This is a genomic window from Actinomadura barringtoniae (genome assembly GCF_017573505.1).
In the GTDB taxonomy this organism is placed as follows: Bacteria; Actinomycetota; Actinomycetes; order Streptosporangiales; family Streptosporangiaceae; genus Spirillospora; species Spirillospora barringtoniae.
This window is the reverse complement of the sequence record NZ_JAGEOJ010000015.1, coordinates 86,901-112,345: the sequence shown is the minus strand read 5'-3', so window position 1 is coordinate 112,345 and position 25,445 is coordinate 86,901. Positions and strand designations below refer to the sequence as shown.

The following is a 25,445-nucleotide window of genomic DNA, read 5'->3' as shown; positions in this document are numbered from 1 at the left end:
GCACTGGCATGATCGGGTCATGCTGAAGTTCCGTTCCACCGCCGCGCGGGTGGGGGCCTGGACGTGGATGGTGTTCGCCGCGCTCAACCTCGTCGACATCGTCGTGCGCGGGCGCGACACCACCGCGCTGGTGATGGCCGCGCTCCTGATCTTCGGCTGCGGCCTGGCGTTCGTGCTGGGGCTGCGCCCGATCATCCTCGGCGACGACTCCGGCGTGACCCTGCGCAACCCGCTGCGGGACGTGCGGGTGCCCTGGGCCGCCGTGCGCAAGATCGAGGACAAGGACGCGATCGTCGTGCGCTACCGCGGGACGGACGGCGCCGAACGTGCCTCGCGCGCCTGGGTGCTGCAGACCTCGCCCCGCGCACGGGCCAAGGCCGAGGCCCGCGCTCGCGCCGACGCCAAGAAGGTCCCCGGCTCCGCCGCCGACCACCTGGCGGGCCGTACCCCCACGCAGTACGCGGCCCAGCAGCTCACCGAGATGGGCGACCGCCAGCGCCCCACCAAGGGCAAGCCCGGCAACCCCGCCGCGGCCGCCGAGAAGGACGCCCAGAAGACCGCCGAAGCCCAGCTGGGCAAGACCTCCGGCACCGTCGCCTGGTCCCCGGCCGCAGTCCTGGCCCTGGGCATCCCCGGCGCCTTCCTCCTGGCCACCGTCATCATCGCCCTGACGGCCTGACTGCGCCGATCTTGCTCTGAGCGCCCCTTCCGCGGTGGGTGAGGGGCGCTCAGAGCAAGATCGGCGTATTGGTGGGGCCGATTAGGGGAGGGCGAGGGTGACGGCGATGTCGGCGCGGAGAGCGTCGAGGTCCGCCTCGGCCTGATCGCGGATGGAGGACAGGTCACCGGTGGCGGCCGGGAGGACGACCTGGAGGTAGCACTTGAGCTTGGGCTCGGTGCCCGACGGGCGGACGACGACACGGGCCGAGCCGCCTGAGGGGCCCGCGGCCAGCGTGAAGCGGAGGCCGTCGGTGGGCGGCAGGCCGTCGGCGCCGTCGGCCAGGTCGTCGAGGCGTTCGACGGCCCGGCCGCCCAGGTGGGTGGGGGGTGCGGCGCGGAGGCGGGCCATCGCGTCGGTGATCAGCGACAGGTCGTCGACGCGGTAGGACAGCTGGGACGTGGTGTGCAGGCCGTAGGCGCGGGCCTGGTCGTCGAGGAGGTCCTGAACGGTTCGGCCGTCGCGCTTGGCCTCGGCGGCGAGGGCGGCGACCGTGAGGGCCGCGCCGATGCCGTCCTTGTCGCGGACCACCAGGCCGTCGTCGCCGCCGACGCTATAGCCGATCGCCTCCTCGTAGCCGAAGACCTGGCGGTCGCCGGGCCTGCCGGCCTTCATGATCCACTTGAAGCCGGTCAGGGACTCGGCGAAGCGGACGCCGTGGGCGCGGGCGATCTCGCCGAGGAGGGACGAGGAGACGATCGTGGTGACCACGAGGCGGTCAGGGCCCTTGGTGTGGCGCAGGACGTGCTCGGCGAGGAGGGCGCCCACCTCGTCGCCGGTGAGCATCCGCCAGCCGCCCGGGGCGGGGATGGCCACGGCGCAGCGGTCGGCGTCCGGGTCGTTGGCGATCACGATGTCGACGCCGGACGAGGCCGCCAGGGCGAGCGCGAGGTCCATCGCGCCGGGCTCTTCGGGGTTGGGGAACGAGACCGTCGGGAAGTCCGGGTCGGGGTCTTCCTGCTCGGGTACGGGGATCGGGGCGGGGAAGCCGTTCCACTCGAAGGCGCGCAGCAGGACGTCGCGGCCGACGCCGTGCAGGGGCGTGTAGGCGATCGAGATGTCGCGGGCCGTGCCGAGCGGCAGGTGGGAGAGGGCGCGCAGGTAGTCCTGGACGATCTCGTCGCCGAGGGTCTCCCACGAGTCGCCGAGCGGGAGCTCGTTCACGGGGCCCACGGCGTCGATGGCCGTGGAGATCTCCGTGTCGAGCGGCGGGACGATCTGGGCTCCGTCGTCCCAGTAGACCTTGTAGCCGTTGTCGCGGGGCGGGTTGTGGCTCGCGGTGACCATGACCCCGGCGGAGGCGCCGAGCTGGCCCACGGCGTACGCGAGGACGGGCGTGGGGAGGGGGCCGGGCATCAGCCAGGCGCGCAGACCGGCGCCGGTGACCACGGCGGCGGTGTCGCGGGCGAACCGCGCCGAGCCGTAGCGGGCGTCGTAGCCGATCACCACGCCGCCGCCCGAGGGCAGGCGGGCGGCCAGGCCGGCGGCGGCCCGCATGACCGTGACCCGGTTCATGCGGTTGGGGCCCGCGCCCAGTTCGCCGCGCAGGCCCGCCGTGCCGAACTCCAGCTTGGCGCTGAACCGGTCGGCGAGCGCCTCGGAGTCGCCTGAGTCGAGGACCGCCTGCAGTTCGGCCCGCGTCTCGGGATCCGGGTCCTGCGCCAGCCAGGCGCGCGCGGCATCCTGGAGCGCGGCGTCCTGAGGCGCGGCGTCCTGGAGGCCGCTCATAGCTTCGAGATGACCGTGTGGAGGAGAGTGCCCATGCGGGTGGCGGCGGCGCGGCCCGCGGCCAGGACCTCCTCGTGGTCCAGCGGCGCGTCCGACAGGCCCGCGGCGATGTTGGTGACCAGGGAGATCCCGAGGACCTCACAACCCGCCTCGCGGGCCGCGATCGTCTCCAGGACGGTCGACATCCCGATCATGTCGGCGCCCATGGTGCGCAGCATGCGGATCTCGGCCGGGGTCTCGTACGTCGGGCCCCTGAACGCGGCGTAGACGCCCTCGGCCAGCGTCGGGTCGATCTCGTGCGCCAGGCGGCGCAGGCGGGCCGAGTAGGCCTCGGTGAGGTCGAGGAACGTGGCGCCGGTGAGCGGGTTCCCGCCGGTCAGGTTGAGGTGGTCGGAGATCAGCACCGGGTCGCCGACCCGCTGGTGCTCGGGCCGCAGCCCGCCGGCGGCGTTGGTGAGCACGACCGTGCGGACGCCCGCCGCCGCGGCGGTACGGATGCCATGGACGACCGGGTCGACGCCGAGGCCCTCGTACAGGTGCGTACGGCCGAGGAACACCAGCGCACGGCGGCCGCCGACCTCCACGACCCGGATCCGGCCCGCGTGGCCCTCGACGGCGGGCGGGGCGAACCCCGGCAGGTCGGTCACGGGCAGCTCGGCGATCGGGTGGCCCAGCGCGTCGGCGGCCGGGACCCAGCCGGAGCCCATCACCAGGGCGACGTCGAAGGACTCGAAGGACGTGCGGGCGCGCAGCCGCGCCGCGGCCTCCTGGGCCAGCACAAAAGCATCATTGCTCACCTGGCCGACACTACAGGCGCGATCAGTCGCCCAGGGACTTGCAGGGGCGGCTGCGCAGGTCCTTGACGTAGTCGTCGGGGGCCCCGGCGGCCTCGGCCGCGTCGGCCAGAATGCCCAGGTAGCGGGCCGAGGGCAGCCCGCCCTCGTAGTCGTCCAGGACGTACAGCCAGCAGAGCGCGTCGCCGTCCAGCGTCTGCACCCGGACGCGGATCTTGCGGTAGACGCCCAGCGCGGCGCCCTCCCAGCCGTCCAGCTGCTTCTCGTCGAAGTCGGGGACGTCGTACAGAACGACGAAGACCTGCTCGCCGGACTCCTCGACCACGGTCGCCAGAGCGCCGTCCCAGCCGACGTCCTGGCCGCCGAAGGTGAGCCGCCACCCCGACAGCCAGCCGGTGCCGCGCAGGGGCGAGTGCGGGGCCCGCGAGCTCATCTGCTCGGGGTCCATGTTGGAGGCGTACGCCGCGTACAGTGCCACGATGGTCCAGGGTACGGCACCCCGTTCGGGTCACTCCCTCGAGTAGGAAACAATGGAAGTGTGACTACCCGCATCGTGATCATCGGAGGAGGCCCCGGCGGCTACGAGGCCGCTCTCGTCGCGGCGCAGCTCGGCGCCGACGTGACCGTGGTGGAACGCGACGGCCCCGGCGGGGCGTGCGTGCTGACCGACTGCGTGCCCTCCAAGACCTTGATCGCCACCTCCACCCGGATGGCGGTCCTGTCGGAGTCGGCCGCGCTGGGGGTCCGCTTCAGCGGCGGCCCGGACGGCATCGTCGGCGGTCTCGAGGCCGACATGCCCACCGTGAACAAGCGCGTGAAGGACCTGGCGCGAGCGCAGTCCTTCGACGTCGCCGAACGGCTGGCCTACGAGGAAGTCAAGATCGTCCGGGGTGAGGCGCGGCTGGTCGAGCCGCACGTCGTCGCGGTGGGCTCCCGGCAGCTGCGGGCCGACATCATCCTGATCGCGACCGGCGCCACCCCGCGCGTGCTCCCCGGCGCCGAGCCGGACGGCGAGCGCATCCTCAACTGGCGCCAGCTGTACGACCTGGAAGAGCTCCCCGAGCACCTGATCGTGGTCGGGTCAGGTGTGACCGGCGTGGAGCTCGCCGGCGCCTACCTGTCCCTCGGTGCCAAGGTCACCCTGGTCTCCTCGCGCGACCGCATCCTGCCGACCGAGGACGCCGACGCCGCCGCCGTGCTGCAGGACGTGTTCATGCGCCGCGGGATGAACGTCATGTCCCGGTCCAGGGCGGGCGCCGTGGAGCGGTCCGGCGAGGGCGTGATCGTCACGCTGGAGGACGGCACCAAGGTCGAGGGCTCGCACTGCCTGATGACCGTCGGCATGGTCCCCAACACCCGCGGGATCGGCCTGGAGAAGGCCGGCGTCAAGCTGAACTCGAACGGCTTCGTCGAGGTCGACAAGGTCTCCCGCAGCAGCGTCCCGCACATCTACGCGGCGGGCGACTGCACCGGCATCCTGATGCTGGCCTCGGTCGCCGGGATGCAGGGCCGGATCGCCATGTGGCACGCCCTGGGCGAGGCCGTCCAGCCGCTCAAGCTGGGCTGGGTCTCCTCCAACATCTTCACCGACCCCGAGGTCGCCTCGGTCGGCGTCTCCCAGAAGATGGTCGACGCGGGCGAGGTCAACGCCCGTACGGTCATGCTCCCCCTGTTCAGCAACGCGCGGGCCAAGATGCAGGGCTTCGAGGACGGCTTCGTGAAGCTGTTCTGCCGCCCCTCGACCGGCATCGTCCTCGGCGGCGTGGTCGTCGCCCCCCGCGCCAGCGAGCTGATCCTCGGCCTGTCGATCGCCGTTCAGCAGCACCTCACGGTCGACCAGGTGGCGCACACCTTCGCCGTCTACCCCTCCTTGTCCGGCAGCATCACCGAAGCCGCCCGCCGCCTCATGACCGAGCACGCGTACTGAAGGCTTCAGCGGCCTCGGGCCCCTCGCGTGGTGGCTGAAGCAGTCCGGAGCCGCGGGCTAGGCGCCGGGGCGGCGGTTGGGGATGGGCAGGCCGTGGCGGCGCAGGCGTGAGCGGCGCAGGTCGTCGGAGCTGATCGCCACGGTGAACGTGCTGGTCAGCAGGGCCAGCAGCGCCACCATCACACGCAGCCACCACTCTCCGGGCAGCAGCATCAGCGCCGCGCAGACCGGGATCATGATCAGCAGGTGCCGGGCCAGGAGCCGCACCCGCCAGCCGGCGTCGGTGAGATCGTGCCGGACCCAGTCGCGGTTCTCGGCGGGCAGCCGGAACCCCAGCGCGTAGCGGGCACGCCGCCACAGTCCAGGGTCACCAGCCAGGCGGGTCATGGTGGCAAGGAGATACCCACAAAACGACCACCGCACAACGAGCGAACCCCGGTGGAAACGTTTCCACCGGGGTTCGCAGGTCAGGGGCCGGGCGGGTTAGAAGTCGCCCCCGCCGCCGAAGTCTCCGCCGCCGCCGAAGTCGCCGGAGCCGAAGTCCCAGCCGCCGCCGACATCGCCGCCGTCGCCGCCGAAACCGCCGCCCATGCCACCGTCACCGTCACCGAAGCCGCCGCCGTAGCCGCCGCCCCAGCCGCCGCCCATCATCGAGCCGAGCGCGGTGCCGATCAGGACGCCGCTGAGCAGGTCGACGCCGCCGTAACCGGCGTAGTAGCCGCCCGCGTAGGGCGCGTAGGCGGGCCCGGCGTCCCAGTAGGGGCGCCGCCCGTCGCCGTACGGGACCATCCGCACGTCGGGCTGGCCGCCGTTCAGGATCGCGTGGGCGTCGGCGGCGCAGGCCGGGACGGAACGCGGCTGGCCGCCGGGCGGTGCCCACATGACGTCCTGGACGGACGGGCCGTGGTTGGGGTTGAAGAAGCAGGGCGCGCGCTTCTCTGGCACGGGCTCACCGGCGAGGCGGGCGCGGGTGGCCGTCATGTAGTAGCGGCCGTCCTCCAGCGCCGTGGTGACCGCCCGCATGTCCTCGGGCCTCGCCGCGCGCTCGGTCGCGGACTTGGCCGTGTCGTAGGAGTTCATGGCCCGCTCGTAGTCGGAACGGGTCTCGGGATCCAGGCCCTGGTCCATGACGTTCAGGTCCAGCTTGGCGATGTCCTCGCCGAGCAGCGTCACGTCCTCCTCGACGCCCCGCTTCAGCTCGGCCATCTCGCGGGCCTGCTTCTCGCGGCGCCGCTTGCGGACGACCAGGAACGCGCCCAGCGCGCCGGCGATCAGCAGGATCACGACGCCGAGGACGACGAATCCGCCGATCATGCCGCTCTTGGCCTTGTCGTCGGCCTTCTTCTCGGCCAGCGACCCGAACTGGGTGAGCCGCGAGGTGACGTCGCCCCCCGAGGTCTGGGCGATGAGCTTGTTGAGGTCCTTGCTGGACAGGTCCTTGGAGATGCCGACCATCTCCTTGCCCTGGGAGTCGATCGCCACGTAGGTCTTGCCCTTGTCGACCCGGTTGGCGACGGACTTCAGCATGCCGCCCAGCTCGCGCTGGGAGTGGCCGGGGTTCACGACCACCGCGCGCACGTCGGCGTCGCCGGCGAACGAGTTGCTGATCTTGCTCTGGTCGGCCGCCGACAGCGAAGCGCCGGAGTCGGTCGTCACGTACACCCGGGAGTTCATCAGACCCTGGGCGATCTGCGAGACGTTGTCGGCCTGGGCGGGCGCGGCGAACCCGAAAAGCAGCAGCAGAACGGCGGCGAGGGCCGCAGGGACGGCGAAACGGCGCGTCCAGGGCCTCGTCGACAGCTTGGAACTCATGATGACTAGTCTGCCTCCTCACCTTTATTGACGTGCGCACGGCCCGCGGCGTTCCGTGCCCGAAAACGCCCGAGGCCCCCGCCGGAAGGTGGCGGGGGCCTCGGAACGCTGCTTTCGGCCGTATGCAGGGGCTTCGGAACGGGCCGTAGGGGCGGTCAGGAGTCCTTGATCTCGCAGATGACGGCGCCGCTGGAGACGGTCTGGCCGACCTCGGCCCCCAGGCCGGTGATCGTCCCGGCCTTGTGGGCGGTGAGGGGCTGCTCCATCTTCATGGCCTCCAGGACCACGATGGTGTCGCCGGCCGCGACGGTGGCGCCGTCGGTAGCGACGATCTTGACGATGGTGCCCTGCATGGGGCTGACCAGGGAGTCGCCGGAGGCCTGGGCGGCGCCGCCCTTCTTGCCGGCGCGCCGCTTGGCCGGGGCGCCCTTGCCCGCCGCGGCGGGGGCGGCCGAGGCGCCGAGCCCGGCGGGCAGCACGACCTCGATGCGCTTGCCGCCGACCTCGACGGTCACCCGCTCGCGTTCGCCCGCCTCGTCCTCGCCGTCGGCGGGGACGGCCTCGTGCGGCGGGATCTGGTTGTCGAACTCGGTCTCGATCCACCGCGTGTGCACGGTGAACGGGGCGCTGTCGTCGGCCGGGACGAACGCCTCGTCCTCCAGCACGGCCCGGTGGAAGGGCAGCACGGTCGGCATGCCCTCGATCCGGAACTCGGCCAGCGCCCGCCGGGACCGTTCGACGGCCTGGCGGCGGGTGGCGCCGGTGACGATCAGCTTGGCGATCAGCGAGTCGAACGCCTGCGGAACGGTGTCGCCCTCGACGTAACCGGCGTCCAGCCGGACGCCCGGACCGGACGGCGGCTCCCACTTGGTGAGCGTGCCGACGGCCGGGAGGAAGCCGCGGCCTGCGTCCTCGGCGTTGAAGCGGAACTCGATGGAGTGGCCGCGCAGCTCGGGGTCGCCGTAGCCGAGCTCCTCGCCGTCGGCGACGCGGAACATCTCGCGGACCAGGTCGATCCCGGCGACCTCCTCGGTGACCGGGTGCTCGACCTGCAGGCGGGTGTTGACCTCCAGGAACGAGATCGTGCCGTCCTGCCCGACCAGGAACTCACACGTCCCGGCGCCGACGTAGCCGGCCTCGCGCAGGATGGCCTTGGAGGAGGTGTACAGCAGTTCCATCTGCGCGTCGCTCAGGTACGGCGCGGGAGCTTCCTCCACCAGCTTCTGGTGGCGGCGCTGCAGGGAGCAGTCGCGGGTGGACACGACCACGACGTTGCCGTGCTGGTCGGCCAGGCACTGGGTCTCCACGTGCCGCGGCTTGTCCAGGTAGCGCTCGACGAAGCACTCGCCGCGCCCGAACGCGCCGATGGCCTCGCGTACCGCCGACTCGTACAGCTCGGGGACCTCCTCGATGGTGCGGGCGACCTTCAGGCCGCGCCCGCCACCGCCGTACGCGGCCTTGATCGCGATCGGCAGGCCGTGTTCCTGCGCGAACGCGACGACCTCGTCCGCGCCCGACACCGGGTCCTTGGTGCCCGCGACCAGCGGGGCGCCGACCTTGTCGGCGATGTGCCGGGCCTGCACCTTGTCGCCCAGCGCGGTGATCGCGGCCGGCGGCGGCCCGATCCACGTCAGGCCCGCGGCGATCACCGCGGCCGCGAAGTCGGCGTTCTCGGCCAGGAACCCGTAGCCCGGGTGCACGGCGTCGGCGCCCGCCTCGGCGGCCACCTTCAGCAGCTTGTCGATGTCCAGGTAGGACTCGGCCGCCGTGGAGCCGCCCAGCGCGTGGGCCTCGTCGGCGACCCGCACGTGCAGGGCGTCCAGATCCGGCTCGGCGTACACCGCGACACTGCTGAGCCCGGCGTCGCGGCAGGCGCGGGCAATACGTACCGCGATCTCACCGCGGTTGGCGATCAGGACCTTGCGCACGTTGGGTCTCCTCCCTCAACCTCGCACGCAGTCTAGATAGCCCGGTCTTGAGCGTTTACGTAAGCCCCTCCTTATCGAGTATCGACCCAAGTGACAAAGGGCTTCCTGAGGTCTCGGATCGGGCTCGATCCCGGCGGATCCAAGCGGGCCCCGGCGCCGTCAGATGTGGTGATCCCTCGACGGATCACCGGATGCGGCGCCCGGCACGGGCGCGAGAGGAGTGCCCGCGATGGAGCTGATGCAGAGGCGGACCGCGATCATCGTCGCGGTGGCGCTGGTCCTGATCGGCGGCCCACTGCTGATAGGTCTGCTCGGCGGTTTCGAGCGTACGGCGGGCGGCGAGATCGCCGTGGTCCGCAACGGCGGCTTCTTCGACAACAACAGGATCCGCCAGGTGCTGGACCCGGGCTCGGGCCGTACCTGGATCGGCATGTACTCGACCGCGCACAAGTACCCGGCCCAGCAGCGCTTCTACACGATCACCTCGCAGGGCGACGGGGACCGCAGCGGCGTGGACGTGGTCACCGTGCCGAGCGCCGACGGCGTCAACATGGGCATCGAGGGAACGCTCTACTTCACCCTCAACCTGGACCACGCCTCGATCAAGGCGTTCGACGACAAGTACGGCACCCGCAAGTTCCGCGGCGCCGACGGCGGCTCGCGCAACGCCTGGGACGGCGACAAGGGCTGGTCGGCGTTCCTCGACCAGGTCGTCCGGCCGGTGATAGACAACGACCTGCGCACCCAGGTCAACAGCTTCCGCTGCGCCGAGCTGGTCTCCTCCTGCGCCCTGGTGCAGAACACCTCCGCGCCGCAGCCCGGCAAGCCCCAGGGCGGCGTCCAGGCGCAGAGCAACAACGGCAACATCGCCAAGGTCCAGAACGCGATCAACACCAGCCTGGCGACCGACCTGGAGCAGACGCTCGGCGGCAAGTTCGTCACCGGCATCCACTTCAACCTGGTCCGGGTGACGCTGCCGGAGAAGGTGCAGGACGCCGTCGACCGCGCCCAGGCCGCGTTCGCCCAGGTCAGTGAGGCCCAGGCGCGGGTCGCGACCGCCAAGGCCGAGGCGGCCGCCAACAAGGCCCGCCAGGACGGCTACAACAAGTGCCCGACCTGCGCCAGGATCGAGGAGCTGAAGGCGCTGCCGCAGGGCATCACGGTCTACGCGCCCGGCAACGGCAACGGGCCGCTGCTGCCGCAGAAGTGATCGGAGACGACCGTGCGACTGGTGATCATCCTCGTCGCGATCGCCCTGCTGGCCGTGGTCGTGATCCTGATCGCGTACGGCGTCCGGGGCGGTAAGACCCGTTCGGCGGCCCCGGCCCGCTGGGAGACCCACACCGAGTCGGCAGGCGGCACCACCGCCGTCCTCGTCCGCCAGGTCACCCGGATGCCCGACGGCGAGCTGCTGGCCGAGCTGGGCCGCCAGATCGTCGCCGAGATCCCCGACGCCGACCCCGACTGGGAGGCGCGCTACCACGAGGCCATGGCCACGGCCCGCTCCCGGATAGCCGCCCTGGAAGCCCAGTAGGGCCGGGCCCATCACAGCCGGGCGATCGAGCCGAGCAGCCCAGCCGAGCGGCCCAGCCGGGCGGCCCAGCCGATCAGTCACGAAGAAGCCCGCGACCGGCCGGATGAGACGAGTCCTCGCTCGTAGGCGAGGATGACCAGCTGGACACGGTCGCGGGCGCCGAGCTTGGCCAGCAGGCTGGCGACGTGGGTCTTGGCGGTGCCGGGGCTGATGTGCAAGTCCGCGGCCAGCTCGGCGTTGGACAGACCGCGTCCGACCAGGGTGAGGACCTCGCGTTCCCGGCCGGTGATCCCGTCGAGACCGGCGGCGGGTGGGGCCGGTTCCGGGCGCGCGGCGAACTCGGCGATCAGGCGGCGGGTGACGCCGGGCGCGATGAGCGCGTCGCCGGCCGCCACCACCCGGACGGCGGCGATCATGTCGTCGAGGGGCATGTCCTTGACCAGGAAGCCGCCGGCCCCGGCGCGGAGCGAGGCGTAGACGTTGGCGTCCTCGTCGTAGGTGGTGAGCATGATCACGCGAGCCGCCGGCCGCTCGGTGGTGATCATCTGGGTGGCCTCGATGCCGTCCATCCCGGGCATGCGGATGTCCATGACGGCGACGTCCGGGCGGAGTTCCCTCGCCAACCGGACCGCCTGCGCTCCGGTCCCCGCCTCGCCGACGACCTCGATGCCGGACGCGGCGTCCAGCGCCATGCGCAACCCGGCGCGGACGAGCTCCTGGTCGTCGGCGAGCAGAACGCGGATCCGGGTCATCGGCGCCGTCCATCCCGGGCGGACAGCGGCAGCCGCGCGCGGACCCGGAAGCCGCCTCCGGGGCCCGGCCCCGCGTTGAAGTGCCCGTCCAGCAACGCGACCCGTTCGCGCATCCCGGAGATGCCGTAGCCGCACCCGCCGATCTCCCCGGTCCCGTCGTCGACGATCTCCAGGCGCAGCTCGTCCGGCTCCCGGTCGATCGTCACCTGGCAGCGGCGGGCGCGGGCATGGCGGATCACGTTGGTGAGCGATTCCTGGACGATGCGGAACGCCGCGTGGTCGACCGTCGGCGGCAGCGCCCGGTCCTGCGTGGGGCGCCGGACCTCCACCGTGACGCCGGCCGCCTCGGTGGCCGCGACGAGCCGGTCCAGCTCGGCCAGCCCGGCGAGAGGATCGGGCACGGCGGGCGCCGCCGGTGCCGGATCGGTCTCGCGCAGAACGCCGAGCATGTGCCGCAGCCCGTACAGGGTCTGCCTGCTGGTCGCCTCGATGGCGGTCAGTGCCTCCTGCGCCCGGTCGGGCGCGTCATGCAGTACGCGGCCGCCCGCTCCTGCCTGGATCGCGATGACGCCGATGCTGTGGGCGACCATGTCGTGCAACTCGCGGGCGATCCGCAGACGTTCGGCGGTGACGGCCTGCGCGGCGGCATGTGCGCGCGAGGCCTCGCCGTGCTCACGGCGCTGCCGGAGCGCCGTCCCGGACAGCCAGGCCGCCACCACGCTCAACGCCAGCAGCACCGACAGGCCGATGAAACCCGGCACGAGCAGACGGCTCCACCCGCCATCGCGGACCAGCCCGCCCTGCCATGCCGCCTGCTGGACCAGCAACGTCCCGGCGGCGCCGGCGAGACCCGCCCTGGGCGTCCGAACGGCCGTCAGGAACACCACCACCAGGTCGGCGGCCACGAACAACGGCCAGACCTGCTCCATCTCCAGCCGCAGCGCCGCGACGATCGCCACTTCGGCCAGCAGCGCCGTCAGGACCGGCCACGGCCTGCGCCACGTCCACCCGACCGGCATGGCCATCACCGCGGCCACCCCCAGCAGTCCGGGGATGGGCGCGTTCTCCCACCGGGAGGGCACGTCGCCGCTGGTGATCGCGGCGCACAGCACCAGAGCCAGCCCGGTGACCGCGCATGCGGGGAGCGCAGGTCGCAGAACGCGCGGAAGGCGGGGGGACGGAGGGGACGCGAGGGGATCCACGGGCGGATCGTAAGAGCCGTGCCGCCGCGAAAGCGTCAGCCTCGGGTCGTATGCCCGTGGGCCTATGCCTCCCGGCAGATCTCCGGTGGCCGATTCCCGCCGCCGGGCCGATGCCGCCGGGGCCCGCCGGTCGGCAGCGTGAACGGTGTGATCGAAGTCAACGGATTGACCAAGCGCTATGGGGACGTCCTGGCGGTCAGCGATCTGACCTTCACCGTGCCGCCCGGGCAGGTCACGGGATTCCTCGGCCCCAACGGCGCAGGGAAGAGCACCACCTTGCGGATGATCCTGGGGCTGACCCGGCCCACCGCCGGAACCACGACCGTCGACGGCCGCCCGTTCACTCAACGGCAGGCAGGACTGCACCACGTCGGTGCCCTGCTGGACGCGGGCGACGTGCATCCCGGCCGCAGCGCCGCCGCGCACCTGGCGGCGCTGGCCCGCGGCAACGGGCTGCCCCGGCGCCGGGTACGGGAGGTACTGGACGAAGTGGGGCTGGCGGCAGTCGCGCGGCGCCGCGTCGGCGGATTCTCTCTGGGCATGCGGCAGCGGCTCGGCATCGCGACGGCCCTGCTGGGCGATCCGCCGGTGCTGCTGTTCGACGAGCCGGTCAACGGGCTGGACCCCGAAGGCGTGCGCTGGGTGCGCCGGCTGTTCCGTCGGCTGGCCGCCGAGGGCCGCACGGTCCTGGTCTCCAGTCACCTGATGAGCGAGATGCAGAACACCGCCGACCGGCTCGTGGTCGTGGGCCGGGGCGAGCTGATCGCCGAGGAGACCGTCGCCGAGTTCGCGGCCCGCGGCGGCCGTACCCGCGTCATGGTCGGTTCGCCCCAGCCCGACCGGCTCGCGGCCGTGCTGACCGACGCGGGCGCGGCCGTGGCGGCCGTGGGCGACGGGGGATCCGCCGTGCTCGCCGTCACCGGGTTGACCGCCGCCCGGATCGGCGAGCTGGCCCACCACCAACGGATCGTTCTGCACGAGCTGACGGCGCGCACCGCGTCGCTGGAGGAGGCGTTCATGGAGCTCACCGCGGGCAGTGCCGACTACCGCGCCGGCTACCGCGCCGGCTACCGCGCCGAGGAGGGCCGATGATCACTCCTGCGGCGGCCGATCCCCGCGTCCGGTTCGGTGACCTGCTCGCCGCCGAATGGATCAAGCTGTGGTCGCTGCGCTCCACCCGCTGGGTGCTCGGGGCCGGCCTGCTCCTGGTGATGGCGATCGCGGTGCAGAAGAGTACGGAGGCCTACCAGGAATGGCCGGTCTACCGTCCTCTCGAACGAGCCCACTTCGACCCGATGACCACGGCGTTCAGCGGGCTCACCGCCATCATCGTGATGATCGGGTCAGGCGTCCTCGGCGCGTTGGTGATCGTCGGCGAGTACTCCACCGGGCTCATCCGCACGACCATGACGGCCGTCCCGTCCCGGCATCGCGTCATCGCGGCCAAGGCGGCCGTCCTGGCCACCGTCATGCTGGTCGTCGGGGCCGCCCTGTCGCTGGGCACGTTCGCCGTCGGCCAGATGATCCTGTCCGGGCGGGGGATCGCGCTCACGCCCGGCGATCCGGGCGTGGCGCACGTTCTGGTGGCGAACGGATCGCTGGCGCCGGTGTCCGCGCTGACCGGGATGGGGCTGGGGGCGTTGCTACGCCATTCCGCCGGGACCGTCGCGGCCGTCTGCGCCGTGCTCGTCATCGCCCCGATGGCCTTCCGGCCGACCGTTCACCAATGGGCCAACGACCTCTACGCGTGGTTCCCCTTCTACGACTGGCTGCACTGCCTGTCGTTGCGGCATCCCCGCGCCGCCTCGGCGCTCCCCACGTTCACCGGCTCTTGGATCGCCTTCGCATTGTGGCCGCTGATCGCGTTCGGCCTCGCCGTGGTCGCGGTGCGGAGGCGGGATCTGTGAGGTGGGCGGGCAAAGAGAAGCCCGCGTGCGCCGAGGTTGACGGAACGCAAGGTTCTCTCGGCGCACGCGGGAGTCTGGTACCCGGCGGCTTTGCCCGGCAGGGCTCTGGATCAGGCGGTCTTGCGGGCGTAGCGGCGGTTGAACTTCTCGACCGCTCCGGTGCTGTCCATCACGCGGCTCTTGCCGGTGTAGAACGGGTGGCTCGCCGACGAGACGTCGACGTCCACGACCGGATAGGTGTTGCCGTCCGTCCACTCCACCGTCTGGTCGCTCTCGACCGTGGAACGGGTCAGGAAGGCGAAGTCCGAGCCGCGGTCCCGGAACACGACGGGCTGGTAGCCGGGGTGAATGTTCTTCTTCATCGTTCCTCCCGTAGGTCGCTCAGCCGTGTCAACAGGGTGACAACGGTTTTCATTCCCCGACTTGGACGGTGTATCTTCCGATTGATCCCTGAGGGTCCTGAGGAGGGCGCTTGGTGCGCGTGGTCCGTTCTCTCGGTCTGGTCGCGGCGCTGGCCGTCTGCGGTGCGGCGCTGCAGGCGTCGGACGTGCCCAGCCACCATCCGGTGATGGACAGCGAGACGACGCAGCAGCTCACCGTGGCCGCCAGTTCGCTCGTTCAGCAGCGTTCCGCGGCGTTGGTCCAGAAGGAACGGCATGATCGTTCGTCGCCCCGGGAGGTGCTGGGGGTGCGGTTCTCGCCGAAGCTGGTGCAGGCGCAGGACCGGGCCGTTCACGAGCTGGAGAACCGCAACCGGGCGCCGGTCGAGGGCGGGCCGGCGCTGCTCGGCGCGCACACGCGGCTCGAGTCCGGGCGTGCGGTCCGAAAGGGCGACCGGATCACGCTGGAGGCCATCGAGCGCACCGAGGTCGAGTACGAGAACGGCCGTCTCAGCCAGTCGGTGCGGCGCCGTTTCGAGTTCACCACCCGCGACGAGCAGATCACGCTCGTCGGTGAACGCGTCGTGGATCCGTCCGCGCATCCGCTGAACGATGCCGATCCCGGCTCGGACGTTCCTTCTCACTGAATTCTGGGAATCACCAATTGTTGCGCGGAAAGTGATCGATCCCGCTCGGGTATTGACGGACAGTTATTCAATCCGTAAGTCGACTGCGGAGCGTGAGCATTCGCCGCTCCCGGCGCCCGTCTGCCTGGCCACTGTCGGCCAGCGGGCGGTGGTGAGAATGGGGTGGAATCGATGCCACGCTTCCGTTGTGCGGCTGGATTCCTGTGAACGGTGGGGCGTAGGCTGGCCATTCTTCTTCCGTGCGGCGAAAGGGTCGATGCAATGAGCGGTGACAAGCGCGGCGCCAGCATCGGGGCGCTGGAAGATCTGTCCCGGATGTTCAGTAAGCACTCCAAGAACCTCGACGCCCTGATCAAGGACCTGAACGGACGCACCGTCTCCAGCACGGAGGTCTGGTGGGGACCGGGCGCCGACCGCTTCCGCAGCGCCTGGACCGAGGCCAAGACCGCCTTCGACAAGATGGCGCTCGCGCTGGAGCAGGGCAGCCAGGACATCAAGCGTTCCCAGCAGAACATCGAGTCCGCCACGCGCTGAGGCGAACGCTCCCAAGGACCGCGGGTCCCGGCCCATCCCCCCGAGGCCGGGACCCGCACTTTTTTACGCATGTGTGTCAGATACCGGGCTTTTCTCTGGTGCCGCATGCTGAGGCGGCCGTAGTTTCCGCTGTGTGAGAGCTGTGGTGCGGGGGCTGAACGTTCATCCGATCAAGAGCGCGGGCGGCATCGCCGTGCCGTCGGCCGAGATCACGGCGGTGGGGCTGCGCGGGGACCGCGAGTTCCTGGTGATCCGGCCGGACGGCCGCCATCTGTCGCAGCGCGAGGTGCCCGGGCTCGCACGGCTGCGGCCCATCGTCGAGGACGGCAAGCTGCGGGTCGAGGTCGAGGCGCCGGGTGACTCGGCTGCGCTGGCGTACGAGCCGTTCGACGGCCCGGCCAGGCGGGTGAACGTGCACGGGACCGACTGCGAGGGCGTGGACCAGGGCGACGACGTCGCCGAGTGGTTCAGCACGGTCCTCGGGCTGCCGTGCCGCCTGGTCCGCTTCACCGGAACGCGCAGGACGCCGCGCGGCGACACCCTGACCTACGACGACGGCGACCCGATCTCGGTGCTGTCGGTCGAGTCGCTCGCCGACCTGAACGAGCGCCTGACCACCAGACTGGAGATGCGGCGCTTCCGGCCCAACATCGTGCTGGAGGGCCTCGGCCCGTACGGCGAGGACCGGGTCTCGCGGCTCCGCATCGGCGCGGCGGTCGAGATCGAGGTGATCAGGCCGTCCGGCCGGTGCGTGATCATCAACACCGACCAGGACACCGGCGAGCGACGCCCCGAGCCGCTCCGCGCCCTCGGCGGGTACCGCGTCCAGATCCACGGCGGGCAGCGCGCGATCATGTTCGGCCGCCTCGGCGCGGCGCGCTCGTTCGGCCGCATCGCCGTGGGAGACGTAGTGGACGCGGTGGAGCGGATCGACGATGACACCGCTTGACCCTGACACCGTGTGAGGCCGTAGACCGGGGGCGTCATGTTCAGCATCGGAGAGTTCGCCAGGCACGGCCGGGTCTCGGTGCGCATGCTGCGGCACTACGACTCGATCGGGCTGCTGCGGCCGGCGCACGTCGATCCGGCCTCCGGGTACCGGTCGTACGAGGCGCGGCAGCTGTCGGACCTCAACCGGATCGTCGCGCTCAAGGACCTCGGCTTCACCCTCGACCAGGTGCGGCGGGTCGACAAGATCGACCTCGATGAGCTGCAGGGAATGCTGCGGCTGCGCCGGGCCGAGCTGCGGGCGCGGATCGAGGACGACACGGCGCGGCTGGCCCAGGTCGGGGCGAGGCTCCAGAGCATCGAGGAGGAGGGCGCCATGCCGTCCGACGACATCGTGATCAAGCGGCTTCCGGCGGTACGGGTCGCCGAGCTGACCGCGGTCGCGGAGAGCTTCGAACCCCGGTCGATCACCCCGGTGATCGGGCCGCTGTACGAGGAGCTGTGCGCGCGGCTCGACCGGGCGGGCGTCGCGATCGCGGGCGAGGGGATCGCCTACTACGAGGACGCACCGGACGGGGGTGTGGTCGTGCACGCCGCCCTGCCGGTGAACGTGGAGGCCGGCGGCCACGACTTCGAGGTCGTCGATCTGCCGGAGGTCGAACGGGCGGCGACGATCGTTCACAAGGGTCCGATGGACGGCGTGATGCCGTCCGTTCAGCGGCTCGCGCGGTGGATCGACGACAGCGGGTTCCGGTCGGCCGGCTACAACCGCGAGCTCTACATCGAGTACGGGACCGGCGATCCGTCCACGTGGACGACCGAGCTGCAGGAGCCCCTGCGATGAGCGGGCTCTTCAGCGCCACCGAGGCCGCGCGGCGGGTGGCGCGCGGCGACGTCGGCTCGAAGGAGCTGACCGAACGCGTTCTGGAGCGCATCGAGGCCGCCAACCCCGACGTGAACGCGATCGTCGAGGTGCGGCCCGGAGCGCGCGCGGACGCCGCGGCGGCCGACGAGGCGGTGGCGCGCGGCGAGACGCTCGGGCCGTTGCACGGCGTGCCGATCACGGTCAAGGAGGCGATCCACGTCGCCGGGCTGCGTTCCACCTGGGGCGATCCGGCCGCGCGCGACTTCGTGGCACCCGCCGACGCGACGGTCGTACGGCGGCTCAGGGAGGCCGGGGCGATCATCGTCGGCACCAGCAACGTCGCGTTCATGCTCGCGGACTTCGGCCGTACGGCCAACGAGCTCTACGGCGCGACCGCCAACCCGCGCGATCCCGGGCTGACGCCCGGCGGCTCCAGCGGCGGCGCGGCGGCCGCGCTCGCGGCGGAGATGACGTTCCTGGACTACGGCTCGGACCTCACGGGCTCGATCCGCATCCCCGCCGCCTTCTGCGGGGTGTACGGGCTCAAACCGACCAGCGGGATCGTTCCGCTGACCGGCTTCGCGCCGCCCGGCCCGCCACCGCCGCCGAGCGAGATGACCTACCTGTCGGCGCTCGGCCCGCTGGCCCGCTCCGCCGCCGACCTCCGTACGGCGCTGAAGGTCACCGCGGGACCCGAGGGCGCGGCGGCCAAGGCGCTCGGCTGGTCGCTCCCGCCCTCGCGGCACGCACGCCTGAACGAGTTCCGGGTGGGCTTCACGCTCGACGGCCCAGTCTCCGACGAGATCGCGGACCGCCTGGCCGCCACGGTCGAGGCGCTCGGTCGCGCGGGCGCGACGCTGGTCGAGGGCTGGCCGGACGGCGTGGATCCGGGTGCGGACGCCGAGTCGTTCGGCTTCCACGTGGGGTTGTTCTTCGCGTTCATGGAGCCGGGCTCGCAGTACGCGACGCTCGCGCAGGTCATCGAGCACGAGAGCCGCCGTCAGGCCGCCCGCGCCGCCTGGGGCCGCTACTTCGAGGACGTCGACGTCTTCCTGTGCCCGGCGACCACCACGCTGCCGTTCCCGATCGACGAAGAGCCCGACCCGAGCCTGCCGTTCTGGGCCTCCCACGCCTCGTACGCCGGACTGCCCGCGGTCACGGCGCCCCTGACCGGCGATGGGCCGCCGATCGGCGCGCAGATCATCGGGCCGCGGTACGAGGACGACACCGCGATCAGCTTCGCCGAGCTCCTGCCGACCTGATCACTCGCCGCGGTCGCCCCCGACCGGCGGCGGCAGCGCGACCTGGATCTGCGTGGTGGCGCCGAGCGCGATGAACAGACCGCGCCCGGTGGGCCCGCCGAGCGGCGCGTTCCGCGGCAGCCGCAGGCCGAACATCTCGCCGTCGTCGGGGGAGTCGATCGCCAGCAGCAGCCCGGAACGCGACCGGCGCGTGTCGTTCAGGAAACCGCGGTAGCCGCGCCCGAGGTCCTCGGTCGTGCCGCCGATCACGACCGCGTGCTCGGCGTCGCGCGCGGTCCGCAGCACGCCGCGCAGCGCGTCGTCGAGCTCGGTCTCGTCCAGCAGTTCGGCGTCGTCGACCACGACCACGTAGCGGTGCTCGTCGCCGATCGCCGCCGCCAGGTCCTCCTCCTCGGAGTCGGCCGACAGCAGCCCGAGCACGCCGGGACGCCCCGCGAGCAGCCGCAGCGGCGACCGGCGAGGCGTGATCAGCACGACCGGGACCAGCCCGCCGCCGACCGCCGGGTCCAGTAGTGACTGCACGATCGTGCGCAGCGCGGTGGACCGGCCCGAACGCGGGGGACCGGCGATGACGAAGCCGGGCCCCTCGTTCTGCAGGTCGATGCCGACCGGCGCGAGCGTGTCGCCACCGACGCCGACCAGGGCCCACAGCGCCGACGGCGCCATGTGGTCGGGTTCGAGTGACATCGCCTCGCGGTAGGTCACCCGTACGGGCAGCTCGTCGACGTGCAGGGGCCGCTGCTTGCGCGGCAGGCGGCCGTAGCGGGTGACGCAGACGCGGGCGATCTCCTGCAGCGCGGTGACCTGGGCGGTGCCGGACGGGTCGTCGCCGAGCAGCCCGATCTGCGACTCGCGCGGCGGCTGCCCTGGGGACAGCTGCTCCAGCGCGCGGCCGGGCGGCATCTCGGCGGGCACCTGCTTCTCCTGCAGGCCCGCGTAGCCGTAGTCGTTCGGGTCGGACATCCGCAGCACCAGACGCCGGTCGAACACCGTCGAGACCTGGCCGCTCAGGCCGGTCCGGTCGCCGGTGAAGACGGCGCGCAGCCCGACCGCCGCGCCCTCGCGCAGCAGCCGCAGCACGGCGTCCACCAGGCGGCCGTAGTCATAGTGCTCGAACGCGCCGACGAACCCCTCCCAGCGGTCGAGCATCAGCACCATCCACGGCAGCCGGTCGGGCGCGGCGACGGCGGCGCGCTGCTCGCTCAGCGACGCGAACCCCGCCTCGGCGAGCAGTTGCTGGCGGCGGGCGACCTCGGCGGCGAGCGCGGTGAGCAGGCGTTCGACCCGGTCGAGCCGCTCGCGGCCGACGACCGCGCCGCAGTGCGGCAGCGACACCAGCGGCAGCAGCGCGTTGGCGCCGCAGTCGATCGCGTAGAGGTGCGCGTCGTACGGCGAGCAGGCGCCCGCCAGCGACCCGGCGATCGTCCGCAGCGCCGTCGAACGCCCGGACTGCGCGGCGCCCGCGAGGTAGAGGTGGCCGCCGCCGGCGAGGTCGAGGGTGAGCGGCTCGCGCGACTGGATCGCGGGCAGGTCGGTGATGCCGAACGAGATCGGCGGCACGCCCACGACCGACCCTCCGGCGGCCGTACGCGGCGACAGGCGGACCTTCTGCGGCAGCGGCGTCAGCCAGGGCGACGGCTGGCGGTCGATCCCGGCGCGGCGCGCCGCCTCCTCGATCGCCAGCACCAGCACCGACAGGTCGGTGATCATCGCCGGGTCGGCGTCGTCGAGCGCCTCGCGCGGCGCGGGCAGCGGGCGGCCGAGACCCTGCCACGGAACGGGCAGCACGGTGGCCGGGGCGACCGTCGCCGGGCCGGTGCCCGGGCGGCGGCCGCCGATGCGCGCGGACTGCACGGCGTGCAGCGACGACGAGCCGGAACGCACGTAGCAGCGGCCCGGAGTCGACTTGGAGATCTGCGCGGCCCCGGCGTCGTCGATCACGTCGGTGGACTCGTCGGGGTCGGTGACGCGCAGCGCGATCCGCAGGTTGGTGTTGGCGCGGATGTCGCCGGTCACGACGCCCGCCGGGCGCTGCGTCGCGAGGATCAGGTGAACGCCGAGAGACCGGCCCCGGCGGCCGATGTCGACCAGGCCGGTGACGAAGTCGGGCAGCTCGGTGACCATCGCGGCGAACTCGTCGATGACCAGGACCAAGCGCGGCATCGCGATGAGGTCGGTGCGCTGGAAGGAATGCCCTTGCTCCGGATGGGCCTTCATGGTGCGCAGGTCGTTGTAGTCCTCGATGTCCTTGGCGCCCGCCTCCAGCAGGATCTCCTCGCGGCGGCGAAGCTCGGCCGCCAGCGACTCCAGGGCGCGTTCGGTGGCGTGGCCGTCGAGGTCGGTGACCATGCCGACGGTGTGCGGCAGCCGGGCGCAGTCCTTGAACGCGGCGCCGCCCTTGTAGTCGATGAGGACGAACGTCATCTCGTCCGGGCGGTTGGCCACGGCGAGGGAGGCGATGAGGGTCTGCAGCAGTTCGGACTTGCCCGCGCCCGTCGTTCCCGCGATGAGGCCGTGCGGGCCGTCGGTGCGCAGGTCCACCGCGTACGTGCCCTCAGCGCTGATGCCGATGGGAACGCGGGTCGCACGGCCGCCGGTGCGCGTCCAGAACTGCTGAATCTGGTCGGGCGTGGGATCGGGCATCGCGAGCAGGTCCAGAAGCCGTGCCTCGGACGGAATCGCCTCGTCGGCATCCTCACGCGACACGTCCCGTACGGGGGCAAGGGCGCGGGCGACCCGGTCGGTCCAGGCAGTGGAGACCTGGTCGGCCAGAACGGGGCCGAGCTGGTCGAGGCCTTGGCCGTTCAGGCGAAGTGCCTCGGGGCGATGCGGATCCCATGCGGCGACGGCGGTGCACTCCTCGGGCAGGAGGCGTTCCTCGTCGTCGATGCAGATCGCGTGCAGGCCGTACTCCGGACCGCGCTGGAGCAGCATCGGCATGCCCGGCACGCGGCGCAGCGCCCGCGCCCCGTCCAGCACGATGAGGATGTTGTACGGGACGGCGTCGGCAGGCCGTTCCTGCCCGAAGAAACTGGAGGTGGCCTGGGAGGTGCGGCGGCGTTCGGTGACGCGGATCGCCAGCTCGGTGATGCGGTGCGCGACCGACTCGGGGTCGGTGCCGACCAGCGCCATGCACTCCTCGCCCTCGCGCGGGGCGGCGTGCGGCAGCCAGCGGACCCAGTTCCACTCGCGCTCGGCCTGCTGGTCGGCGCAGAGCACGACGATCGCCAGGTCGCGCGGGCTGTGCAGCGCGGCGGCCTGCGCGACCAGCCAGCGGGCCAGCGCGCGCGAGGCGGGACGCGACTCGGCGGAGGCGCCGGTCAGCCCGATCACGCCCAGGTCGGCGAGCGGCAGCGCGACCGGGACCAGACGGGCGGCCGGTACGGAGACATCGCCTGCCTCGGGGCCCGCGTACTCGGCTCCGGCGAGCTCGATACGGGCGGGCAGGTCGGCGACGCCGAGGCGCAGGTGCAGGACGTCGGGGTCGCCGAGGCGGCGTTCCCACAGGCGGCGGCGCGGGCCGGTCGCGGTGAGCAGGACCTCGGCCGGGTCGGGGTGCAGCGCGCGCCGTTCCTCCTGGTCATCGCGGCGCAAACGGTCGACGTCGCCGCCGAACTCGGCCGCCTTCTGCTGGTACTCCTTGAGCGACTTCTTGTACGACTTGCGGCCGTGCATGCGGTCGCCGATCCACTCGCCGAGCGTCATCACCGGCCAGGCGAGCGCGAACAGCGCCCACCACCACTGGCCCAGCGCGAACGCCATCACCAGGCCGAACGCCGAGAACAGCAGCGCGCCGAAGAGCCGGAGCCGTTCCTTCGGATTGCGTTCGGGCCGGCGTGGCACCTCGATGCGGCGGGCGCGGTGCGGCGGGATGAGCCGGGGCGGCCGGTTGAACGCCAGGCCACCCTCGGGCAACGGTTCCAAGTGGGTGTCGGGGACCGAGCTCGTCGCGAGCGTCAGGATGCTGGCGCCGACGGCGAGCATGCCGCCCTCGGGCCAGACCGACTTGCCGGCCAGCGGCTGACCGTCCAGGACGATCCCGCGGGACAGGGTCTGGGACGACGCCTCGACGTGGACGCCGCCAGGCTCGACGGTGATACGGAGGGAACGGGCCGGGACGGCGGGGTCATCGAGTGCGATGTCCACGTCCTCGCCGGTGGTGCCCGAGCCGAGAGTGGCGGTGCCGAGGCCGAGCCGGTGCACGGACCCGGCGGCCGGTCCGCCGACCACCCGGACCTCGATCAGCCCGGTCGGTTCGGCCTGGACGGTGGCGGCGGCGGTGCGCTGCTCGACGGCGACGACCGCCCCGTCGCGCAGCTCCCGTACGGCCGGGGCCTGCGGGTCGAGCATCCGCCCGTCCAGCCACAGGCTCCGGTGCCCCGCGGCCTTGGGCTGCGGCTGCTTGGCGAAGCGGGGCGTCAGCGGCGCGTTCTTCGGAGCCCCGTTCGGATCCCCGTTCAGCGACGCGAAGATCGACTGGGCCACGCTGTCGACGGTCACGTCGGGCTCGGCGTCCAGCACGACGTCCCGGGGCCCCTGGCCGGTCAGCGCCGTGAACGAGATTCGCATGCAGAGCCCCTCCATCGTGCGCCGATCGGCTTCGTCGGGTGCCGATCGGCGTTGCCGCAGGGTCAGCTTAATTACTCGTCTCCTTCAGGGACCCGGTCACGACACGGCCGGCTGTCACGCGGCCGCGAGGACCGCCTTGAGAGCGTCCTCCATCGAGGTCGGCGCCATCCCGAAGGTGGTCTGGAACGCCGAGGAGTCCAGGATGTAGGGCTTGTCGAACTGGTAGCGGGTCTCGCGCATCTCGCGCACCATCGGCACGGCGGCGCCGACGGCATTGAAGATCGGGCGGGGCACCTCGGTGATGCGCGGCCTGCGGGCGCCGGCCAGCTCGCACAGCCGTTCGCCGAACTCCCTGGTGGTGAACGGGTCGGCGCTCGGGATGTGCCAGGCGCGGCCGAGGGCGCGCTCGTCGGTGCCCGCGATGGCCAGGGCGCGCGCGACGTCGGGCAGGTAGGTCCAGCTGTGCGTGATGTCGGGGTTGCTGAAGTACCAGACGCGCTTGCCCGCGAGCAGCGGCCGGACGAAGCGGGTGGTGCCGATGTAGGCCTGGTCGGTGCTGCCGGGGCCGTAGTAGTCGGAGCCGCGGACCTCGGTGACGCGGGCCCGGCCGGCCTCGTGCGCGGCGAGCATGTCGTGCCACATCTTGGCCCGGACCTTGCCCTTGGTGCCGGTCGCGGCCATGGGGGTGTCCTCGGTCATCGGCCCGTCGAAGGGGCCGTAGCCGTACAGGCAGCCGAGCGTCACCAGCGCGGCGCCGGTCTCCTCGGCGGTGCCGAGCAGCGCGTCCGCGACCGGCGGCCACACCGTGGCCCACTCGTGGTAGCGCGGGTTCATGCAGTTGTAGAGCGTGTCGGCGCCCTGGGTGACCTCGATCAGCGTGGCGCGGTCGGCGGCGTTCGCGGCGACCTTGCGGACGCCGTCGGGGCCCGAGCCCGACCGGGTGACGACGGTGACGTCGTGGCCCTTGCCGACGAGGAGGCCCGCGAGGTGGCTGCCGACCTGGCCCGCTCCGACGATCACGTGCTTGCCCATGGTTCCTTCTCCCTCAAACTGTGTGCATTGCTCGCTTACGAGAGCAATGCTCTCTCTTGAGACTATCGTTCGTCAAGAGCGGTGCTCACTTTTTTGTGCGGCGCTCTCTCTCCTGCTAGCCTCGGACCATGAGCGCAGGACGTACGGCACGCGAACGGGTAAGGGCGGAGCTGATCCGCGAGATGACCGAGATCGCCCGCAAGCAGCTGGCGACCGAGGGCGCGACGGGCCTGTCCCTGCGCGCGGTCGCGCGCGAGATGGGGATGGTCTCGTCGGCGATCTACCGCTACTTCCCGAGCCGCGACGACCTGCTGACCGCGCTGATCATCGACGGCTACAACGCGGTCGGCGAGGCCGTGGAACGTGCGGTCGAGGCGTGTCCGGCCGGTGACCATCTGGGTCGCTGGCTCGCGGTCTGCCGGGCCGTACGGGAGTGGGCGCTGGCCCATCCGCACGAGTACGCGCTGATCTACGGCTCGCCGGTGCCCGGCTACCAGGCGCCCGAGGAGACCGTTCCCGCCGCGCTGCGCGACACGATCGTGCTCGCGCGCGTGGTCAGCGACGCCGAGGCCGCGGGCGCGCTCGAGCCGGTCGAGGACTTGCCGCCGCTCCCGTCCTCGCTCGTCGCCGACGTGGACCGCGCCCGCGTCGCCGTCGCGATGACGGCGTCCGACGACGTCGCCGCCCGCGCGCTCGTCGCCTGGGCCGGCCTGTACGGAACGGTCAGCTTCGAACTGTTCGGCCAGTTCGAGAACGTGATCGGGAACCGGGACGACTATTTCGACTTCGGCATGCGTTCACTCGGCCGGCTCATCGGCTTCAAGTCGTGACCCTTTACCGATTAACGGCCTGACCGTTTGGTGAGGAGTCAGTGACGCGTGTGACAGGAGGTAAGAACTGATGTGA

General features: G+C 72.0%; 23 protein-coding genes. 12 read left to right on the top strand and 11 right to left on the bottom strand.

The features are described 5' to 3' along the window. Positions 1–19 precede the first annotated feature (19 nt). Positions 20–679 (top strand): PH domain-containing protein, encoded by a 660-nt coding sequence (locus J4573_RS33680; protein ID WP_208259977.1) that lies wholly within the window; start codon positions 20–22, stop codon positions 677–679. Between the two features lie 81 nt (positions 680–760). Here J4573_RS33680 and J4573_RS33675 read toward each other — a convergent pair whose 3' ends face one another. The 3 genes from J4573_RS33675 to J4573_RS33665 are packed head-to-tail and all read right to left on the bottom strand — an operon-like array spanning position 761 to position 3,718. Next, positions 761–2,446, bottom strand: a complete 1,686-nt coding sequence (locus J4573_RS33675; RefSeq protein WP_208259976.1) for a phospho-sugar mutase — start codon at positions 2,444–2,446, stop codon at positions 761–763. Then, positions 2,443–3,243: a purine-nucleoside phosphorylase gene (locus J4573_RS33670; protein ID WP_208259975.1), complete on the bottom strand. Its 801-nt coding sequence runs from the start codon at positions 3,241–3,243 to the stop codon at positions 2,443–2,445. The genes J4573_RS33675 and J4573_RS33670 overlap by 4 nt, the downstream gene beginning before the upstream one ends. Before the next feature lie 22 nt (positions 3,244–3,265). Further along, positions 3,266–3,718 carry a gamma-glutamylcyclotransferase family protein gene (locus tag J4573_RS33665; protein ID WP_208259974.1) on the bottom strand — a complete coding sequence of 151 codons (453 nt, stop codon included), beginning with the start codon at positions 3,716–3,718 and terminating at the stop codon, positions 3,266–3,268. 60 nt (positions 3,719–3,778) lie between these two features. Between J4573_RS33665 and J4573_RS33660 the strand changes: the two genes are divergently transcribed. Continuing rightward, positions 3,779–5,167: an NAD(P)H-quinone dehydrogenase gene (locus tag J4573_RS33660; RefSeq protein WP_307797103.1), complete on the top strand. Its 1,389-nt coding sequence runs from the start codon at positions 3,779–3,781 to the stop codon at positions 5,165–5,167. 57 nt (positions 5,168–5,224) lie between these two features. On the opposite strand, the gene J4573_RS33655 is transcribed toward J4573_RS33660, so the two are convergent. The 3 genes from J4573_RS33655 to J4573_RS33645 form a co-directional block, all read right to left on the bottom strand. Further along, positions 5,225–5,554 (bottom strand): DUF5313 family protein, encoded by a 330-nt coding sequence (locus J4573_RS33655; RefSeq protein ID WP_208259973.1) that lies wholly within the window; start codon positions 5,552–5,554, stop codon positions 5,225–5,227. Positions 5,555–5,650: 96 nt separating this feature from the next. Beyond that, complete coding sequence (locus J4573_RS33650; RefSeq protein WP_243773985.1) at positions 5,651–6,979, bottom strand: hypothetical protein; 1,329 nt, start codon at positions 6,977–6,979, stop codon at positions 5,651–5,653. A 155-nt stretch (positions 6,980–7,134) separates the two neighbouring features. Beyond that, positions 7,135–8,907: an acetyl/propionyl/methylcrotonyl-CoA carboxylase subunit alpha gene (locus J4573_RS33645; RefSeq protein ID WP_208259972.1), complete on the bottom strand. Its 1,773-nt coding sequence runs from the start codon at positions 8,905–8,907 to the stop codon at positions 7,135–7,137. A 229-nt stretch (positions 8,908–9,136) separates the two neighbouring features. Here J4573_RS33645 and J4573_RS33640 point away from each other — a divergent pair, with 229 nt between their 5' ends. Together J4573_RS33640 and J4573_RS33635 are read left to right on the top strand one after the other, a co-directional pair. After that, positions 9,137–10,117, top strand: a complete 981-nt coding sequence (locus J4573_RS33640) for an SPFH domain-containing protein (RefSeq protein WP_208259971.1) — start codon at positions 9,137–9,139, stop codon at positions 10,115–10,117. A gap of 12 nt (positions 10,118–10,129) precedes the next feature. Then, positions 10,130–10,441, top strand: a complete 312-nt coding sequence (locus J4573_RS33635; protein ID WP_208259970.1) for a hypothetical protein — start codon at positions 10,130–10,132, stop codon at positions 10,439–10,441. A 77-nt stretch (positions 10,442–10,518) separates the two neighbouring features. On the opposite strand, the gene J4573_RS33630 is transcribed toward J4573_RS33635, so the two are convergent. Together J4573_RS33630 and J4573_RS55565 are read right to left on the bottom strand one after the other, a co-directional pair. Beyond that, complete coding sequence (locus tag J4573_RS33630) at positions 10,519–11,193, bottom strand: response regulator (RefSeq protein WP_208259969.1); 675 nt, start codon at positions 11,191–11,193, stop codon at positions 10,519–10,521. After that, complete coding sequence (locus J4573_RS55565) at positions 11,190–12,395, bottom strand: sensor histidine kinase (RefSeq protein WP_208259968.1); 1,206 nt, start codon at positions 12,393–12,395, stop codon at positions 11,190–11,192. Before J4573_RS55565 ends, J4573_RS33630 begins: the two co-directional genes overlap by 4 nt. Positions 12,396–12,542: 147 nt before the next feature. Here J4573_RS55565 and J4573_RS33620 point away from each other — a divergent pair, with 147 nt between their 5' ends. Together J4573_RS33620 and J4573_RS33615 are read left to right on the top strand one after the other, a co-directional pair. After that, the gene (locus J4573_RS33620; protein WP_208259967.1) at positions 12,543–13,487 is read left to right on the top strand and encodes an ATP-binding cassette domain-containing protein; all 945 of its coding nucleotides are present in this window, start codon (positions 12,543–12,545) and stop codon (positions 13,485–13,487) included. Then, positions 13,484–14,302, top strand: coding sequence for an ABC-2 transporter permease (locus J4573_RS33615; RefSeq protein WP_208259966.1), 819 nt, complete (start codon positions 13,484–13,486; stop codon positions 14,300–14,302). Before J4573_RS33620 ends, J4573_RS33615 begins: the two co-directional genes overlap by 4 nt. Before the next feature lie 110 nt (positions 14,303–14,412). Here the strand turns inward: J4573_RS33615 and J4573_RS33610 are convergent, their stop codons facing one another. After that, positions 14,413–14,664 (bottom strand): type B 50S ribosomal protein L31, encoded by a 252-nt coding sequence (locus J4573_RS33610; protein WP_208259965.1) that lies wholly within the window; start codon positions 14,662–14,664, stop codon positions 14,413–14,415. 113 nt (positions 14,665–14,777) lie between these two features. Between J4573_RS33610 and J4573_RS33605 the strand changes: the two genes are divergently transcribed. The 5 genes from J4573_RS33605 (at position 14,778) to J4573_RS33585 (ending at position 18,938) form a co-directional block, all read left to right on the top strand. Continuing rightward, positions 14,778–15,329: a hypothetical protein gene (locus J4573_RS33605; protein WP_307797137.1), complete on the top strand. Its 552-nt coding sequence runs from the start codon at positions 14,778–14,780 to the stop codon at positions 15,327–15,329. A 261-nt stretch (positions 15,330–15,590) separates the two neighbouring features. Further along, positions 15,591–15,863: a WXG100 family type VII secretion target gene (locus J4573_RS33600; RefSeq protein WP_208259963.1), complete on the top strand. Its 273-nt coding sequence runs from the start codon at positions 15,591–15,593 to the stop codon at positions 15,861–15,863. 133 nt (positions 15,864–15,996) lie between these two features. Continuing rightward, positions 15,997–16,812, top strand: coding sequence for an MOSC domain-containing protein (locus J4573_RS56335; RefSeq protein WP_208259962.1), 816 nt, complete (start codon positions 15,997–15,999; stop codon positions 16,810–16,812). Between the two features lie 36 nt (positions 16,813–16,848). Further along, complete coding sequence (locus J4573_RS33590) at positions 16,849–17,655, top strand: MerR family transcriptional regulator (protein ID WP_208259961.1); 807 nt, start codon at positions 16,849–16,851, stop codon at positions 17,653–17,655. Further along, positions 17,652–18,938, top strand: coding sequence for an amidase family protein (locus tag J4573_RS33585; RefSeq protein ID WP_208259960.1), 1,287 nt, complete (start codon positions 17,652–17,654; stop codon positions 18,936–18,938). The genes J4573_RS33590 and J4573_RS33585 overlap by 4 nt, the downstream gene beginning before the upstream one ends. Here the strand turns inward: J4573_RS33585 and J4573_RS33580 are convergent, their stop codons facing one another. Then, entirely contained in the window at positions 18,939–23,507 is a 4,569-nt protein-coding gene (locus J4573_RS33580) for a type VII secretion EssC family protein (protein WP_208259959.1), read from the bottom strand. A gap of 114 nt (positions 23,508–23,621) precedes the next feature. Further along, the gene (locus J4573_RS33575) at positions 23,622–24,539 is read right to left on the bottom strand and encodes an NAD-dependent epimerase/dehydratase family protein (protein WP_208259958.1); all 918 of its coding nucleotides are present in this window, start codon (positions 24,537–24,539) and stop codon (positions 23,622–23,624) included. A gap of 128 nt (positions 24,540–24,667) precedes the next feature. Between J4573_RS33575 and J4573_RS33570 the strand changes: the two genes are divergently transcribed. Beyond that, positions 24,668–25,369 carry a TetR/AcrR family transcriptional regulator gene (locus J4573_RS33570; protein ID WP_208259957.1) on the top strand — a complete coding sequence of 234 codons (702 nt, stop codon included), beginning with the start codon at positions 24,668–24,670 and terminating at the stop codon, positions 25,367–25,369. The last annotated feature ends 76 nt before the right edge of the window (positions 25,370–25,445 follow it).